Source organism: Gordonia soli NBRC 108243, from assembly GCF_000334455.1.
GTDB classification, from domain to species: domain Bacteria; phylum Actinomycetota; class Actinomycetes; order Mycobacteriales; family Mycobacteriaceae; genus Gordonia; species Gordonia soli.
This window is the reverse complement of record NZ_BANX01000032.1, coordinates 1-15413: the sequence shown is the minus strand read 5'-3', so window position 1 is coordinate 15413 and position 15413 is coordinate 1. Positions and strand designations below refer to the sequence as shown.

At 69.3% G+C, this 15413-nt stretch carries 17 protein-coding genes; 11 read left to right on the top strand and 6 right to left on the bottom strand.

Translation table 11 applies throughout. The annotated features are described in order from the left end of the window. The first annotated feature begins 51 nt into the window (after positions 1-51). Both GS4_RS19455 and GS4_RS19450 read left to right on the top strand, forming a co-directional pair. Positions 52-480: a DUF350 domain-containing protein gene (locus GS4_RS19455; RefSeq protein ID WP_040511150.1), complete on the top strand. Its 429-nt coding sequence runs from the start codon at positions 52-54 to the stop codon at positions 478-480. Between the two features lie 128 nt (positions 481-608). Then, positions 609-1073, top strand: coding sequence for an SRPBCC family protein (locus GS4_RS19450; protein ID WP_007623756.1), 465 nt, complete (start codon positions 609-611; stop codon positions 1071-1073). A 103-nt stretch (positions 1074-1176) separates the two neighbouring features. On the opposite strand, the gene GS4_RS19445 is transcribed toward GS4_RS19450, so the two are convergent. After that, positions 1177-1977, bottom strand: a complete 801-nt coding sequence (locus GS4_RS19445) for an HAD-IIA family hydrolase (protein WP_040511149.1) — start codon at positions 1975-1977, stop codon at positions 1177-1179. A 96-nt stretch (positions 1978-2073) separates the two neighbouring features. On the opposite strand from GS4_RS19445, the gene moeA reads away from it, so the two are divergent. The 4 genes from moeA to GS4_RS19425 all read left to right on the top strand — a co-directional run bounded on the left by moeA (position 2074) and on the right by GS4_RS19425 (position 7658). Then, entirely contained in the window at positions 2074-3288 is a 1215-nt protein-coding gene (gene moeA, locus GS4_RS19440) for a molybdopterin molybdotransferase MoeA (protein ID WP_007623752.1), read from the top strand. A 184-nt stretch (positions 3289-3472) separates the two neighbouring features. Next, positions 3473-4201, top strand: a complete 729-nt coding sequence (locus tag GS4_RS19435) for a phosphatidylserine decarboxylase (RefSeq protein WP_007623751.1) — start codon at positions 3473-3475, stop codon at positions 4199-4201. Beyond that, positions 4198-5265 (top strand): CDP-alcohol phosphatidyltransferase family protein, encoded by a 1068-nt coding sequence (locus tag GS4_RS19430; RefSeq protein WP_083862796.1) that lies wholly within the window; start codon positions 4198-4200, stop codon positions 5263-5265. Before GS4_RS19435 ends, GS4_RS19430 begins: the two co-directional genes overlap by 4 nt. After that, positions 5262-7658 (top strand): AAA family ATPase, encoded by a 2397-nt coding sequence (locus GS4_RS19425; protein WP_007623749.1) that lies wholly within the window; start codon positions 5262-5264, stop codon positions 7656-7658. Before GS4_RS19430 ends, GS4_RS19425 begins: the two co-directional genes overlap by 4 nt. A 35-nt stretch (positions 7659-7693) precedes the next feature. On the opposite strand, the gene GS4_RS19420 is transcribed toward GS4_RS19425, so the two are convergent. Beyond that, the gene (locus GS4_RS19420; RefSeq protein ID WP_040511145.1) at positions 7694-8551 is read right to left on the bottom strand and encodes an alpha/beta fold hydrolase; all 858 of its coding nucleotides are present in this window, start codon (positions 8549-8551) and stop codon (positions 7694-7696) included. 141 nt (positions 8552-8692) lie between these two features. Here GS4_RS19420 and GS4_RS19415 point away from each other — a divergent pair, with 141 nt between their 5' ends. The 4 genes from GS4_RS19415 (at position 8693) to GS4_RS25350 (ending at position 10487) form a co-directional block, all read left to right on the top strand. After that, positions 8693-9046 carry a VOC family protein gene (locus GS4_RS19415; RefSeq protein WP_007623747.1) on the top strand — a complete coding sequence of 118 codons (354 nt, stop codon included), beginning with the start codon at positions 8693-8695 and terminating at the stop codon, positions 9044-9046. Beyond that, positions 9043-9471 carry a hypothetical protein gene (locus GS4_RS19410; RefSeq protein ID WP_007623746.1) on the top strand — a complete coding sequence of 143 codons (429 nt, stop codon included), beginning with the start codon at positions 9043-9045 and terminating at the stop codon, positions 9469-9471. The genes GS4_RS19415 and GS4_RS19410 overlap by 4 nt, the downstream gene beginning before the upstream one ends. Before the next feature lie 237 nt (positions 9472-9708). Then, positions 9709-9993, top strand: a complete 285-nt coding sequence (locus GS4_RS25895) for a hypothetical protein (RefSeq protein WP_007623744.1) — start codon at positions 9709-9711, stop codon at positions 9991-9993. 230 nt (positions 9994-10223) lie between these two features. Continuing rightward, positions 10224-10487 carry a hypothetical protein gene (locus GS4_RS25350; RefSeq protein WP_439644629.1) on the top strand — a complete coding sequence of 88 codons (264 nt, stop codon included), beginning with the start codon at positions 10224-10226 and terminating at the stop codon, positions 10485-10487. Between the two features lie 98 nt (positions 10488-10585). Here GS4_RS25350 and GS4_RS19400 read toward each other — a convergent pair whose 3' ends face one another. The 4 genes from GS4_RS19400 to GS4_RS19385 form a co-directional block, all read right to left on the bottom strand. Then, a complete protein-coding gene (locus GS4_RS19400) occupies positions 10586-11128 on the bottom strand; it encodes a DUF1990 domain-containing protein (RefSeq protein ID WP_007623742.1) in 543 nt (180 codons plus the stop codon). Further along, positions 11121-11897, bottom strand: a complete 777-nt coding sequence (locus tag GS4_RS19395; protein WP_007623741.1) for a phytanoyl-CoA dioxygenase family protein — start codon at positions 11895-11897, stop codon at positions 11121-11123. Before GS4_RS19395 ends, GS4_RS19400 begins: the two co-directional genes overlap by 8 nt. 110 nt (positions 11898-12007) lie before the next feature. Next, a complete protein-coding gene (locus GS4_RS24930; RefSeq protein ID WP_245555780.1) occupies positions 12008-12748 on the bottom strand; it encodes a hypothetical protein in 741 nt (246 codons plus the stop codon). Positions 12749-12972: 224 nt separating this feature from the next. Next, positions 12973-13410 (bottom strand): hypothetical protein, encoded by a 438-nt coding sequence (locus GS4_RS19385; RefSeq protein WP_007623739.1) that lies wholly within the window; start codon positions 13408-13410, stop codon positions 12973-12975. A gap of 74 nt (positions 13411-13484) precedes the next feature. Between GS4_RS19385 and GS4_RS19380 the strand changes: the two genes are divergently transcribed. Then, on the top strand, positions 13485-15413 hold a 1929-nt coding region (locus GS4_RS19380; RefSeq protein WP_007623737.1), incomplete at its 3' end, for a proton-conducting transporter transmembrane domain-containing protein.

Genomic DNA, 15413 nt, shown 5'->3' with positions numbered 1-15413 from the left:
CACCGGCGATCACCGCGACCCCGGGGCCGTGGCCAGGACGGGAGAGACATGCTGGAACCTTTGCGCGACAACCTCGCCTCGGCGGCCGCCTACGGGATCGTCGGGATCGGCCTGCTGGTGGTCGGGTTCCTGGCCCTCGACCTGGTGACACCCGGCAAGCTCCGCACGCTGGTGTGGATCGATCGAAACCGCAACGCGGTGCGGCTCGTCATCGGACAGGTCATCGGACTGTCGGTGGTGCTGCTGGGCGGGATCTACACCTCGCAGGGCCTCTACCTCTGGCGTGGCGTCGGATACACCGCCCTCTATGCGGTTCTGGCCATCGCCGTCATGATGTGGAGCTTCGTGCTCATCGACTGGCTGACCCCCGGAAAGCTCGGGTCGGTGCTGCTCGACGACGACGACCATCCGGCCGGCTGGATCAGCGCCGCGGTGTTCGTCGGTGTCGGGCTCATCATCGGCGCAGCCCTGCTCTTCTGAGCTGCGGCCCCGCCGTCGATCGGTGACTCGGCTGACCTCGCAGCGCTTATTGACGGTCAGACAATAGGACTCTAGGGTGGGGTCGATGTGGCCGCGGACACACGCGCGCCGACGACCCAGGGAGTGACATGGCAGCGCCGCTGATCGAGGAATCCATCGAGATCCAGGCAACACCGCAGCAGGTGTGGTCGGTGGTCTCCGACCTCAAGCGCATGGGCGAGTGGAGCCCGCAGTGCAAGAAGATGATCATCCGCGGCGGCGACATCGGACTGGGCACCCGCACGATCAACATCAACCGTCGGGGCCCGCTCGTGTGGCCGACCACCTCCAAGGTGATCCGCTTCCAACCCGACAAGGAACTCGGCTTCCGTGTCGTCGAGAACCGGACCGTGTGGAGTTACACCCTCACCGAGACCCCGAACGGCGTGACCGTCACCGAACGTCGCGAGGTCCCGACCACCACGACCAAGATCTCGTCGGTGCTGGTCGACAAGCTCTTCGGCGGCGAGAAGTCCTTCGAGGCCGAGTTGAAGCTCGGCATGGCCGAGACCCTCGGCAAGATCAAGCGAGCCGCGGAGTCGTCCCGCGCCTGAAGCCGGTTGAACAGGGTTCCCGTTCATCGGTCTCGTCCGCGCTCACCTGTCGTGATGAGCGTGCACGAGATCGGTGAGCGGGAACAGCCGTCTCCGGGTTCGATCAGGTCTTGTCGAGTTCCTCGACCAGCTTCGGGAGGTCGGCGACCGAGTCGATGACATGGTCGGGAACCGGCCCGAACTCGTCACGCTGCAATGCGTCGAGTGCCGGCTGTCGGAACTTGCCGGTGCGCACGAGCACCCCGACCAACGCCGACGCCTGGGCCGCGAGGACGTCGTTGTGCATGTCGTCGCCCACCATCAACACCTGCGACGACTCCAGACCGATGTGGTCGATGGCGGCCCGGAACCCCAGCGGCGACGGCTTGCCGATCGCCCGGATCCGCTTGCCCGCGGCCTTCTCCAGCCCCTCCAGATAGACGCCGGTGTCGATGCTGAGACCCGCCGCGGTGGACCAGGTCATCGAGCGATGCATGGCCACCACCGGCACACCGGCGAGCAACTTGTCGAGAACCGTGGACAACGTCTCGTGTGTGAACACCGGTCCGGCACCGCCCAGGACCACCACCTGCGCCTCATCCGGGTCGTCGGTCAGGGGGATACCCGCCATGTCCTCGGAGATGTCGCCGTCGTTGAGAACCCACGCCCGCTTTCCCGGGTGATTGGCGGCGACGAACCCCGCAGTGAGTCGGGCCGCGGTCAGGATCTCGTCGGCGTCGACCTCGAACCCACAGTCGGCCAACGATTGTGCGATCTGCGCGCGCGAGCGGGACGTCGTGTTCGTGAGAAAGGCACGCGGGTGCCCCCGCTCGGCGAGCGTGCCCACAGCCTCGACGGCGCCCGGCAGCGCCTCCCACGAGGTGACCATCACCCCGTCGATGTCGAGCAGTAGACCCATCGTCATCATGACCACGCTAGTGGCGACCGCCCCACCTCGCACGCGGTCGCACCGGCGACGGGACTGACCGGCCCGCTCACTGGAAGATGGCATGCTGGGCAGATGCGATCGGTCGCCGACCACCGAGCCGCCGTTGCGGCCCTGTTCCCCGACCGGCGGACCGTGTCCGTCCCGGTCCCCGACGCCCTCGGCGCCGTCACCGCGACGGAAGTCACCGCGCCGATCGGACTCCCCGGCTTCGACAACTCGGCCATGGACGGTTACGCCGTCCGGGCCACCGAGGTCGCCGGTGCCACCGCGACCGCGCCGGTCCGACTCGCGGTCGCCGAGGACATACCGGCCGGACGCACCGACCATCTGGTGCTCGCCCCCGGCACCGCACATCGGATCATGACCGGCGCGCCGTTACCCGACGGCGCCGACGCGATCGTCCCGGTCGAGTACACCGACGCCGCGACCGACATCGTCACCATCGCCGACGCTGTCGAGACCGGTCGCCACATCCGGCGCGCCGGCTCCGACATCGAGGCAGGTGAACGCGCTCTGTCGGCCGGAACTCGGCTCGGCGCACCGCAACTCGGCCTGCTCGCCGCGCTCGGCCTCGCCGACGTCGAGGTGTTCCACCGCCCCCGGGTGATCGTCCTGTCGACGGGGTCCGAACTCGTCGCACCCGGCAACGCGTTGGCATACGGCCAGATCTACGAGTCGAACGGCCCGATGTTGGCGGCTGCAGCCGTCGAGGCCGGCGCGGATGCCCGTCACGTGCACTTCGTGCCCGACGATCCGTCCGGCTTCCTGGCACGCCTCGACGAGATCTCCGGCGACGCCGACCTGATCATCACCTCGGGAGGCGTCAGCGCAGGTGCATTCGAGGTGGTCAAGGAAGCCCTGACCACAACAGGCGGCGTGGAGTTCGTCAAGGTCGCGATGCAGCCCGGCATGCCACAGGGTGCCGGGCACATCCGGTCCACCGCCGGACGCGACGTGCCGATCGTCACCCTGCCGGGAAACCCGGTCAGCGCACTCGTCTCGTTCGAAGTCTTCCTCCGCGCCCCACTGCGGGCGGCGATGGGCCTGCCGCCCGAACGAGAACGCATCACCGTGCCGGTCGCCGCCGACATCCGGTCACCGCGCGGCAAACGCCAGTTCCTGCGGGGTGTCCTGGGCACCGGTCCGGACGGTCCCACGGTCGACCCGATCGGTCCGCCGTCGTCGCATCACCTGCGCTATCTCGCCGCAGCGGACGCACTGATCGACGTGCCGGTCGACACCGAATCGGTCATCGCGGGCACCCGCGTCGAAGTGATCGTGCTCTGACGGGCCGCTTCGGTCGGTGGCTGGTGCCCGGACGGCTTCGTTAAGCTGCAACGGCGCCCCGACCACTCGAGCGCCGGGGTCCGCGCCGGTACGGACCACACCATGACGCGGTCCGTGCCGTATCCCCTTCAGCAGCGAGTTCGCGAACCCAGCGGCCGAGCAGGCCGAGACGGAGGTATTGACGGTGGCCAGACGACCGCGCCCGACCGACGAGGCCGGAACCGGGGTACCCGCCGGGTCGCTCACACACTTCCTCGACCTGGCCCGCGAGACCATCCCGCCCGTCCACCCGGCAGGTATCCCCTTCGTCGCCGGGCCGGCCGCCATCGCTCTGCTCGGACGTCGGCACCACTGGATCTCCCGCCCCGCCGCGCTCGCCGCAGGTGCCTGCGCCGCGTTCTTCCGACACCCCACGCGGGTGCCACCGCTCGGTGACGATCTGGTGGTCGCCGCCGCCGACGGCACCATCGCACTCGTCGACTCCGCGGTACCGCCCGCCGAATCGGGTCTGGGCGACGAACCACGGCCACGTGTCTCCACGTTCCTGTCGATCTTCGACGTCCATGTCCAGCGCGTGCCGATCGCCGGGACGGTCACCTCGGTGACCCACACGCCGGGTGCCTTCCTGTCAGCCGATCTCCCCGAGGCGAGCCGCGACAACGAACGCACCACCATGACCCTCCGCACCGCCTCGGGTGCCGACCTCGCGGTCGTCCAGATCGCCGGGCTGATCGCCCGACGGATCGTGTGCAACCCGGGGGTCGGCGACTCCCTGACGCTCGGCGAGACGTACGGCCTCATCCGCTTCGGCTCACGCGTCGACATCTACCTGCCGCCGGGCACCACACCGCGCGTCCGCGTCGGACAGCGCGCGATCGGTGCCGAGACGGTCTTCGCCGACCTCAGCGGATGATCACCAGCTCCGCCGGTCGATCACGCCGGTCGTTCCGCAACCCGACGTCGCGATCAGTGCGCCGACGCCTGTCCCGAAACGACGACCGGACCCACCGTCGTGATCGGGAGCGCGGCGACCGTGGGCGTTTCGGCCGACAGGCGGCGGCCGGTCGGATGTTCGTCCCGTCGGCGCTGACGATCCTCGCGATCTGCGCAGGACTCACCGCCGTCCGGGCCGCCTACGACAATCAGATCGACCTCGCCCTCGGCCTGGTCGTCGCGGCTGCGCTCCTCGACGGTCTGGACGGCCGGGTGGCGCGGATGATGAACGCCACCTCCCGGATCGGCGCGGAGATCGATTCGCTCGCCGACGCCATCAACTTCGGCGTGGTGCCCGCCATGATCGTCTACCTGCACCTCATGGACGGCGCCGACTTCGGGTGGGTCCTCACCCTCATCTACACCTGTGCGATCGTGTTGCGGCTCGCGCGCTTCAACACACTGCTCGACGACGATGACGCGCCTGCATACACGCGAGACTTCTTCGTCGGCGTACCCGCACCCGCAGCGGCGCTGGCGGCGCTCCTCCCGATCGGTCTGGCGCAGCAGTTCGGTGACGGTTGGTGGACGTCGCTACCGGTGGTCGGCGGTTGGATGATCCTCATCGCGCTGCTCGCCGTGAGTCGAATACCGACCGCATCCCTCAAGGCGGCATCGGTTCCGCCGCGCGCCCTCGCCGGCGTTCTCATCCTGGTCGCGATCGGGGCCGCCCTGCTGCTCACGTACCCGTACGTCCTGATGATGATCGGCATCGGCGGATACCTCGCGCACATCCCGTTCGCGTGGCGTAGCCAGCGCTGGGTCGCCTCACGGCCGGAACACTGGGACGCCCCGCCGCGCGAGCGACGTGCCGAGCGTCGGGCATCCCGCGCCGGCGATGGCCGCGGTGTCGTCGTCCGCCGCCTGCCGAACCGCGGCAAATCGCAGGCTCGTCTGGGACTACGGCGGCCGGCCCGCCCGCAGCAGCCGCATCGGGCACCGGACGACGCATCGGACGACATCGAGACCCGGGGAGATCGATGACCGCGCAACTGACCCTGACCGCCCGACTCAATCCATCTGCGGCCGAGAACCGGCGCGGCATAGTGCGGGTGCATCCCGAGGTGCTCGCCGCGCTCGGGCTGCGGGAGTGGGATGCGGTGTCGATCACCGGTGCTCGCGTCACCGCTGCCGTGGTGGCCGCGGCCGACGACGCAACGCCCACCGGAACCGCATTGTTCGACGACATCACCTTCTCCAATGCCGGTGTGCGCGAGGATGCGTCGGTGGTGCTCGCGCCCGTGGTGGTCCACGGCGCGGCCCATGTGACGGTCACCGGGTCCGCGTTGGCCGGCCAGTCGGTCACCGAGTCGACACTGCGGCGCGCACTGTTGGGCAAGGTGCTGACCGTCGGCGACGCCGTGTCACTCCTCCCACGGGATCTCGGTCCCGAACTCGCGGCCGGGGAGGCGACGCGCTCACTCGCCCGGTCGGTCGGGATCACCTGGACCAACGAACTCCTGACGGTGTCGACGACCGACCCGGGCGGACCGGTCAGCGTGCAGACCAACACCGCGGTGCTCTGGGCAACCGCCGGGGCATCCGCGTCGGCACGCACCTCGTCGGTCGAGCGCCGTGCGGCCACCGCGGGTCCGGGAACCACATCGGTACGGCAGGGATGGTCCACCTCGGAACCGGTCGACAAGTCTGCGCGACAGGTACTTCCGGCCGACGATGCCGCGAGTTCGAGTGGCGCTGCTGCGCACGATGCCCGGACGACGCTTGCGCCGTCCGGGTCGGGTGACGCCGCTCCGGCGGTCGCGCGGCCCGCGACTCCGGTGGAGTCGCCGACCACCCCACCCCCGTCCGCACGGCCACGCAGTGTGTCCGAGCTCGTCGGTGTCGACACCCAGGTCGGAAAGCTCCAGGAATGGCTGTCCATCACCCTCGACGAGCCGCAGGTCCTACGCACCCTCGGTGCTGCCCCGCGGCTGGGGGTGCTGATCACCGGCCCCGCAGGTGTCGGCAAGGCGACACTGGTGCGGGCCGTCTGCGCCGACCGCCGGGTCGCCACCGTCGACGGACCCACGGTCGGTGCCATGGAGTCGACCGCCCGCCTGAACGCCATCGCCGGCGCCATCGCCGATCTGCGCGCCCACGCACCCGGCGTCCTGCTGGTCACCGACGTCGACGCGTTGCTCCCCGCGGAGGTCGAGCCGGTGTCGACGCTCATCCTCGAGGAACTGCGTGCGGCCATCGGCGACGGCACCATCGCATTGATCGCCACCACCGCCGAACCGATCAAGCTCGACAGTCGGCTCCGCGATCCGTCGCTCTGCGACCGCGAACTCATCGTCGCCCTGCCCGACGCCGCACTGCGCGGTCGGCTGCTCGGCGCGATCCTGGCCGGGGTGCCGTCCGAGGGCGATCTCGACCTCGACACCATCGCCGCGCGGACCCCCGGCTTCGTGGCCGGCGACCTCGCGGCGCTCGCCCGCGAGGCGGCGCTGCGTGCGGCTGCTCGATCAGCCTCTGCCGGAGCCGATCCCGCTCTGACCGCAGCCGATCTGCTGGGCGCGCTCGAGGTGATCCGGCCGGTCTCGCGACTCGACTCCCCCGAAGTCGCGCTCGGCTCGATCACGCTCGACGACGTCGGCGACATGGTCGAGACGAAGCAGGCGCTGACCGAGGCCGTGCTCTGGCCGCTGCAGCATCCCGACACGTTCACCCGGCTCGGGGTCGCGCCACCGCGCGGCGTCCTGCTGTTCGGTCCGCCCGGGTGTGGCAAGACGTTCGTCGTGCGCGCGCTCGCCGCGTCCGGACGGTTGTCGGTGCACACCGTCAAAGGTGCTGAGCTGATGGACAAGTGGGTCGGTTCATCGGAGAAGGCGGTACGCGACCTGTTCGCCCGCGCCCGCGAGTCCGCACCGTCGCTGATCTTCCTCGACGAGGTCGACGCACTCGCCCCGCGTCGCGGACAGTCGAGCGACTCCGGTGTCGGCGACCGTGTGGTCGCGGCGCTGCTGACCGAACTCGACGGCGTCGAGCCGCTGCAAGATGTGGTGGTGCTCGGCGCCACCAACCGCCCCGACCTCATCGATCCCGCACTACTGCGCCCCGGTCGACTCGAGCGTCTGGTGTTCGTCCCGCCGCCCGATGCCGATGCGCGCGCAGAGATCCTCCGGACGTCCGGACGCCACGTACCGCTGGCCGACGACGTCGACATCGATTCGCTGGCAGCCGATCTCGACGGCTACTCGGCGGCCGACTGCTCTGCGCTGCTGCGCGAGGCCGCGTTGTCAGCGATGCGGCGAAACATCGACGCCGCCACCGTCACGGCGGACGATGTGGCCGATGCGCGTGCCCGTGTCCGGCCGTCGCTGGACGCCGCGCAGGTCGAGAACCTGCGCGCCTACGCCGAACGTCGGGTCGACTAGACCTCCGATCACCACAGCCGGAACCGGACCGTTCGTCACGAGCCGTCGAGCAGTTCGCGGAGTCGGGCGGCGAACTCCGCGGGCGCGCCGTGCTGGCCGAATTCACCACCGAGGAAACCGTCGTGGTGACTCGGGAACATCTCGTGGGGCCACCCCGTCGCGTCGGCGAGAGCGTGCGCAGCACGCGCCATCAGCTGCCCCTGCGACTCCTCTCCCGAGGCCACGATCACGCCGGCGATCTCGGCGAGCGGCTCGAGGTCGGGCTCGTGGCCGGTGCTGGCGTACAGCGTGCGTGCGAACATCACGTCATCTCGTGAGCCGTCGTCGTCGGTCGGCAATCCCAGATCTGCCGCCGACGGTCCGCTCGTCGGAGACCATCCGTCGGGGAACTCGCCGAGATGGCCACCGGCCGCGATGAAGGCGGCCATTGCCGGCCCGAACCCGTGGTCGCGGTAGATCGCGGCGATCTCGTCGACGACTGCCGTCGCCGCCACCCGGTCCGGTAGCACGGTGGTCAGGGGCGGCTCGTGCAGGACCACGGTTCCCACGAGATGCGGTGCCTGCGCGAGCAGAGCCAACATTGTCACCGCCCCACCGCTGCTGGCGAAGACGTCGACGACTCCGACATCAGCAGCCTCGAGCACGCGGCGCAGGTCGGTGGCGTGGGTGTCGATCGACAGCGGAGCGGACGAACCGTCGACGCTCCCCGCCGCACCGCGCGGGTCGTAGGTGATCACCGTGCGATCGTCGAAGTGCGACGAGAGTGTGGCGAAACCGCTCGCGTCCATCGGCAGGCCCACCAGGAGCAGCGGGCGATGGTCGGCGACCTCCGGCCCGGTCAGGTACCAGGCGATCCCGACTCCGTCGACGTCCACCGATCTCGCAGTGCTCATGACCTGATCATCGCTGCTCCCACCCTTCGACGCACGGCCTTCGGCGGTGTCGCCCATCCCCTCCACCGATGAGTTCGGGGCGCGTCGGTGGTCGACATATGTGGCCGAACACGACAGGACGACCGAAACGAGAGGACCCCGATGCAGGTCACCCAGATCATCTCCGTGCAGTTCGTCGCCGATCTCGAGGCGGCCGTCGATTGGTACTCCGCGCTGTTCGGACGGCAACCCGACAGTCGGCCGATGCCGCCGTCGGCAGAGTGGTACTTCGACGCCGACCGCGGAGTGCAGTTGTACGACGATCCAGAGCGGGCCGGCGGGCACGACGTGATCGTCGGGGTGCCGGATGTCGACGATGCGCTCCGCGAGGTCGCCGGTCGGGGCATCGACGGGGAGGCGTTCACCGTCCCGTCCGGTCAGTTCCGACTGGCGATCCTCCGCGACCCGTCGGCGAACACCGTCATCCTGGCCACTGCCCTGTCCGGTTCGGCGTGACCCCGACGGTGGACGACCTGCCGCTGACTCTCGGTCGATGGCACAGCACCGGAACGGTTCTCGACGAGAGCGGCCGGGCGACCGCACACATCGACGGCACCGACGTCTACACCGCGCTACCCGGCGGCGCCTGGATCGCGCACGAGGTCGACGTGCACATCGGCAGCGAGCACACGGTGGCGCACGAACTGATCGGCGGCGCCCACCCCGACGGCGGGTGGTCCATGTACGCGTTCGACGAGTCGCCGACACCCGGTGTCATGCGACTCTCTGCAGAAGCTCCGGACCTGTTGCTGCTCAGCGGTGATGGCGTGCGGAGTTGGTTCTCACATCGGGCGGGTCCCGATCACATGACGACCGAGTGGGAGCGCGTCGTCGACGGCATCTGGATACCGTGGATGTCGATGCGGTTCGATCGGATCTGAGCCGATATCGGGCCGACAACGCGGCCGCGACCTCGTTTCGTTCCCACGACCTCAGCCGAAGTCGCGTATGCGAGATGAGGTCGCGGTAGCGGAGACGAACCGTCTCGAAGCAACGCTGTCGACGAGCGATCGAGTGCCGATTGTCGCCGGGTCCCGGATTTCTGACACGTGACCGTGGCGCGGTGTGGTTGGTGCACAGCACGATCCGCTGGGGAGTCAGTTGTGCTGTGGTAGCGGTTGCGCACGGTCGACGATTTCCAGCGCACGGTCGACGGCTCAGAGCGCACGGTCGACGATCTCGAGCGCACGGTCGACGGTTCAGAGCGCACGATCGACAACGAGACAACTACCGACCATCGAACCCGGGAAGATCGGACCAACGCGATCGAGCCCGAGACAAGCCCCGTCGATCGTGCGCTCGGGCTGCATGTCCGCGGGAACCTGCATCGTGGCGCAGCCGAGTTCGGATTTATGGCACGTGACTGTGGCGCGGTGTGGTTGATGCACAGCGTGATCCGCTGAGGTGTCAGTTGTGCGGTGCGCGGTGGCCGAGAACTGTCGGGCTCTGCCGCACAATCAGATTCGGCCGACGACTTGGTCTCCGCCTACGGCGAACTCGATGCGGTGCTGGATCGGATCGCTCAACTCTCCGCTACTTCGGACGTGCCCGCCGCACAGCATCCCGAGCCCAACGCATGGCGTTGTTCGCCAGAGATCGTGGCTGCACCGCACCCGACTGCGACCAACCCGCCATGCACTCCGAAGCCCACCACCTCACCGACTGGGCCGAAGGTGGACGCACCGACATCAACGCACTCGGCGTGGCCTGCCCCAAACACAACAGCGCAGCCGGCCCACGCCGAGACCAATGGACAACCCGCCTGGACCGCACCACCGGCCGAGTCACCTGGACCCCACCAGCAACCACCCAACCCATCAACGGACCACCGAGGCCACGCGTCAACAACCGCCACCACCCCGACCGTGCGCTCGCCCAAGCCCGACCACCGGGGTGACCGACAACGCTGCCGCGACCTCGTTTCGAGCCCGCGACCTCAGTCGAAGTCGCGGATACGAGATGAGGTCGCGGGAATGAGCGACAGCCCTGCCGACGTCACGAACGCAGCGCGCGCAGGTACCGCTCGGCCATGAGGCGTTGCGCGATGCGGGCCGCCGGGCCGCCGACGCGGGTGAGCAGACTGCCTGGCCGCGAGAAGGCGGTCACGGTGAAGGTGACCGCGTCGTCAGCAGCGCGGTCGACGACGAAGCGCTCTTCGCCGCACTCCGGGTGACCCGGCAGTGTCCCGTACGAGAAACCCGCTTGCCGACCATCGTCGATCACCTCCACGATCCGGACCGGCGCATGTAGCCGCAACGGTCCGACACCGAGAGACACCACGGCGACCGCACCGGACACGACCGTCGATGCACTGCTCGCGACACGCGCACCCGATCTCAGCTGGACCTGCCAACTCAGGATCGCCTGCCGCGCGCGATCGAACACGTCGGCGCCCGAACCGATCCGGGACGATACCGACATATGGTGGTACCCCGCAGGCAGCGTGCCCGCCGTGGCGCCGACCTCCGGGTAGGAGAACGCCGCGTCGAGAAGTCGCCGCTCGTCGGCTTCGGCCAGTTGTCTCAGTCGGTCAGCCATCCACCCCACTCAACCCGCGCCGGACCGCCAGCGCCACCGGCGTCGGGTCATCGGCATCGAGATCCAGTTCGCCGATCGGTTCCAACGGCGGCTGGGCCATGAACCGCGGAACGACACCGTGGTGTCCCTGGGCGGAGTGGACGAGAAAGGGATGGCAGAGGTAGACGTCACCGATCCGACCGGTCGCGGTCACCTCGGGCAGATGCTCGGTCGCGGGCACGACATCGGAGCAGACGTCCATCCACGGACGCCCGTCGGGTCCGGCATCGGCCAGGAAGCGGGGCACCATCCGGTGCGAGCCCACCCGGATGCGGGTGGGCGCATCGTCAGCACTGACGTCGGAGAACAGGAAGAGCATCAGCAGAGCCCGACCACGCGATCGCAGGCTCACCCGGAGACCGCCGTCGTCACCGGCGAAGGACGCCTCGACGTGCCATCCCGCTGCTTCCGGCGGGTCCGCACTGGGGAACCGCAGCGGGAACGTGCCCATACCGAGGCGGGGGCGCCACCGGTCGCGCCCGACGAGTGCGTCGTACGCGGACAGCAACACGTCGGTGTTCGCCACCTCGGTGAACGGCGGCGTGGCCATCCCGTTCACCCAGATGAGCGACTGTGTCCACGCCTCCGGATCGTCTGCTAGAAGGCCGATCTCATCCCACAGCGCGGCTTGGCACCGCTCGCCGACGGCCCGCTCGAAGGCACCCTCGATCTTCACGAAGCCGTCGGAGACGAACTGCTCCACGGCCACCTCGTCCAGCTCGTAGGCCATGGCAGTCGATGGTGCTCTGCGAATGGTCATCGCAGCAAACGAATTTGCGCGACGCCGTACACCGGTCGGTGACCCGCATCCCTCGGCGGGTCACCGACCCTCGGCGCGGATCAGGCGCCGGTGCTGGTCCCGGACGAGGACTGACCGCTCTGCCCCGACCCCTGTTGAGGCATCGTGCCCTGACCGGGCATCTGCATCGAGCCGTCCGGTGCCTGCTGGCCGCCCGAGCCGCCGGGGACCTGTCCGCCCGACCCCGAACCGCCGTTCTGACCGGTGCCACCCTGACCGGTGGTAGCGCCCTGACCGGTGCCTCCGCTCTGACCCGACCCCGGGAAGCCGCCCATGCCGCCGCCCATACCGCCGTTTCCGCCCATTCCGGGACCTCCCTGCTGCATGACGCCCGACTGCGCACCGGACGAGGACGAGTCACCGACCACGTAGCCGGCACCGAACCCGAGCAGGCCGGCGACCACGGCGACGCCGATGCCGCCCGCGACCACTGCGTTCTTGAGATTGCCGGGACGCTGCGCCTCGGGCCCGCTCGGCCCCGGGGCGGCAGGCGGGTACGCACCGGGCGGCGGTGGCTGATGTGGCGGCCGCGGGCCGTACGCGACAGTCGGGGCCTGGCCGGCCACGCCCTGGTTGGTCACGGGAACAGGTGCCTGAGCGCCGGAGGTGATGGGCGTGGTCGGGTGCTCGGACGTGTCGGGGTCGGGAGCCGTGGATGCCCGCGCCAGTCGCTCGTCGCCTGCCGCCACGTGGTCGGTCGGATGATGTCCCGAGATCTCGGACGGATGGGCGGCGGGAGAACCCGTGCTCGCCGACCGATGGTCGGAGGTGGTGCTCGTCATGGACTGCTCGCTTTCGTCGCGCTCGTCGTCGTCGAGTGCAGTCGACGACGACCGGCCGGGGTCGTCCCCGACAGTGCAGTCCACGATGGCGACGGGTCCTGGCGCCCGACTGCGCGACGACTGTGCGTCGGCTGTGAGCGGCGAGGAGCCTGCGCGCGGCCGCGAGGAGCCTGCGCCCGGCGGCGACGGACCTGCGGGGCGAGCGAGCACGCCCGTGAGAAGTGTCAGGCCGTGTTGACCTGGTAGAACACCGACATCGGTCCACCTGCGGCACGCGGCGTGGTGCCCACCTGCACCCAGTACGTCTGGTTCTTCGGACCACCGGAGAGGATCACCACCGTCTGCCCGGCGTCGGAGGTCCGCTGCGACTCGGTGAACCCGGCATCGGTGAGCGTGCGGACCGCGGCATCGAGTGGATCGCCGACCTCGCGGTTGCCCTGCACCGTCACCGACCACCCGTCGGCACGACTGCCGTTCGCGGTCAGCACCGTGCCCGTCAACAGGGGCACCGATGCGAGCGGATAATCACCGGGGAGAGCTGCGCCCGGAGGTGCCTCGCGGTCGCCGCCGCCGCACCCGGCGAGCAGTGCAGCCATCACGACAAGCACGCTCACCAGACCGGACAGACGCCTCGACCCGGACAGCCGACTGAACCCGTCCATGCACGTAACGGTAAGCTAGGGCGTGCGGGCAGTGCCCGTGACACCCCGCCCGGATCGAAAGACGGAGTGCCCATTTGATCTCAGTGTTGGCTGCGCTCGCCCTGTGCGCATTGATTGCGCCTGCAGTCATCCACTGGTTGGGGACCCGCGGTTTCTACGTCCTGGCCCTCGCGCCGGCAGGCGCACTCGTATGGGTGATCGCCAACTGGCCCGACCCCGATCGTCCCCCGGTCGTCGAGACCGTCCGCTGGGTGCCCGTCCTCGACATGGACATCGTCACCCGCTTCGACACCCTCGCCGCGATCTTGTCGGTGCTGATCCTCGGGGTCGGCGCGCTGGTCCTCTGCTACTGCGCGCACTACTTCGACGAGGTCCGCCCGCGCGTCGCCGTGTTCGGCGGCGAGATGATCGCCTTCGCGGCGGCCATGTTCGGACTCGTCGTCTCCGACAACATGCTGGTGCTCTACGTGTTCTGGGAGCTCACCACCGTGCTGTCGTTCATGCTCGTCGGCTTCTATGCCGTGCGCGCGACGTCCCGACGTGCGGCGACGCAGGCGTTGCTGGTGACCACCGCGGGCGGGCTCGCCATGCTCGTCGGCATCATCATGCTCGGCGAGCGGTCGGGCAGCTACCTGCTCTCCGACATCATCTCCCACCCGCCGTCGGCAGGCGTCTATGTGGACACCGCCGTCGTGCTCATCCTGATCGGCGCCCTGAGCAAATCTGCGATCGTGCCGTTCCACTTCTGGCTGCCCGGCGCGATGGCCGCGCCGACACCGGTCAGCGCATACCTGCACGCAGCCGCGATGGTGAAGGCGGGGATCTACCTCATCGCGCGTCTCGCCCCGGCCTTCTCGACCGCGATCACCTGGCAGGTCGCCGTCGTGATGCTCGGCCTCGTCACGATGGTGATCGGCGGCTGGCGATCGCTGCGTGAACTCGACCTCAAACTCATCCTGGCGTTCGGCACGGTGTCGCAGCTCGGCTTCATGGCCGTGCTGGTGGGCATCGGCGATGCCAACGTCGCGATGGCCGGCATCACCATGCTGGTCGCCCATGCCTTCTTCAAGGCCTGCCTGTTCATGGTGGTCGGCATCATCGACCACTCGACCGGAACCCGTGACGTGCGCAAGCTCGCCCGGCTCGGGCACCGACTCCCGGTGCTCGCGGTCACCGCCGCCATCGCCGGGGCCAGCATGGCGGGCCTCCCGTTCACACTGGGCTTCGTCGGCAAGGAGACGGCCTTCGGTTCGGTATGGGACACCGGCGCATTCGTGCCGTGGCAGGCCGAGACCATCGACATCGTGATGCTGATCGGGTCGATCCTCACCTTCGCCTACACCTGCCGGTTCCTGTGGGGAGCCTTCGGCCGCAAGGTCCGCTCCCAGCCGAGTCCGGCCGTCGCGAAGATGCATCCGCCGAAGCCGATGTTCCTGGCGGCGCCCGTCCTGCTGTCGATCGCCGGTGTCGCGGCCGGCATCTTCAGCCCACAGGTCGGCGACCTGTTCGAGCCGTATGCGGAGACCCTGCCCGCCTACGGACACGAGCTCGAACATCTCGCCCTGTGGCACGGTTTCGGTCTACCCGTGGTCTTCTCGATCATCGTCGTCGTCGCCGGCGCCGCGGTCTTCCTGCTCCTACGCCGACTCCGCGAGCGCCTGTTCGGTTTCCGGCCGCTGCTCAACGCCGACCGCATCTACGACGCCACCCTGCGCGGCGCCGACACCTTGTCGCTGATGCTGACCCGGAACACCCAGCGCGGATCGCTGCCGATCACGCAGGGCGTCATCCTCAGCACCGCGATCATCGTGCCGATCGTCGCCCTCGCGTTCGGCGCGCGCGACCGCCTCGACATCGACGGTTTCGACTCGGTGACCCAGATCGTCATCGGCGGCATCATGATCGCCGCCGCCCTGGCCACCGCGCTGCTGCGCAACCGGCTCGCCGCCGCTCTGCTGGTCGGCGTCACCGGTTACGGCTGTGGCATGTTGTTCGCGCTCTAC

Coding starts and splice junctions, on each gene's coding strand:
- GS4_RS19450 (WP_007623756.1), top strand. CDS start 609: ATGGCAGCGCCGCTGATCGAGGAATCCATCGAGATCCAGGCAACACCG.
- GS4_RS19445 (WP_040511149.1), bottom strand. CDS start 1,977: ATGACGATGGGTCTACTGCTCGACATCGACGGGGTGATGGTCACCTCG.
- moeA (WP_007623752.1), top strand. CDS start 2,074: ATGCGATCGGTCGCCGACCACCGAGCCGCCGTTGCGGCCCTGTTCCCC.
- GS4_RS19430 (WP_083862796.1), top strand. CDS start 4,198: ATGATCACCAGCTCCGCCGGTCGATCACGCCGGTCGTTCCGCAACCCG.
- GS4_RS19425 (WP_007623749.1), top strand. CDS start 5,262: ATGACCGCGCAACTGACCCTGACCGCCCGACTCAATCCATCTGCGGCC.
- GS4_RS19420 (WP_040511145.1), bottom strand. CDS start 8,551: ATGAGCACTGCGAGATCGGTGGACGTCGACGGAGTCGGGATCGCCTGG.
- GS4_RS19415 (WP_007623747.1), top strand. CDS start 8,693: ATGCAGGTCACCCAGATCATCTCCGTGCAGTTCGTCGCCGATCTCGAG.
- GS4_RS25350 (WP_439644629.1), top strand. CDS start 10,224: ATGCACTCCGAAGCCCACCACCTCACCGACTGGGCCGAAGGTGGACGC.
- GS4_RS19400 (WP_007623742.1), bottom strand. CDS start 11,128: ATGGCTGACCGACTGAGACAACTGGCCGAAGCCGACGAGCGGCGACTT.
- GS4_RS19395 (WP_007623741.1), bottom strand. CDS start 11,897: ATGGCCTACGAGCTGGACGAGGTGGCCGTGGAGCAGTTCGTCTCCGAC.
- GS4_RS24930 (WP_245555780.1), bottom strand. CDS start 12,748: ATGACGAGCACCACCTCCGACCATCGGTCGGCGAGCACGGGTTCTCCC.
- GS4_RS19385 (WP_007623739.1), bottom strand. CDS start 13,410: ATGGACGGGTTCAGTCGGCTGTCCGGGTCGAGGCGTCTGTCCGGTCTG.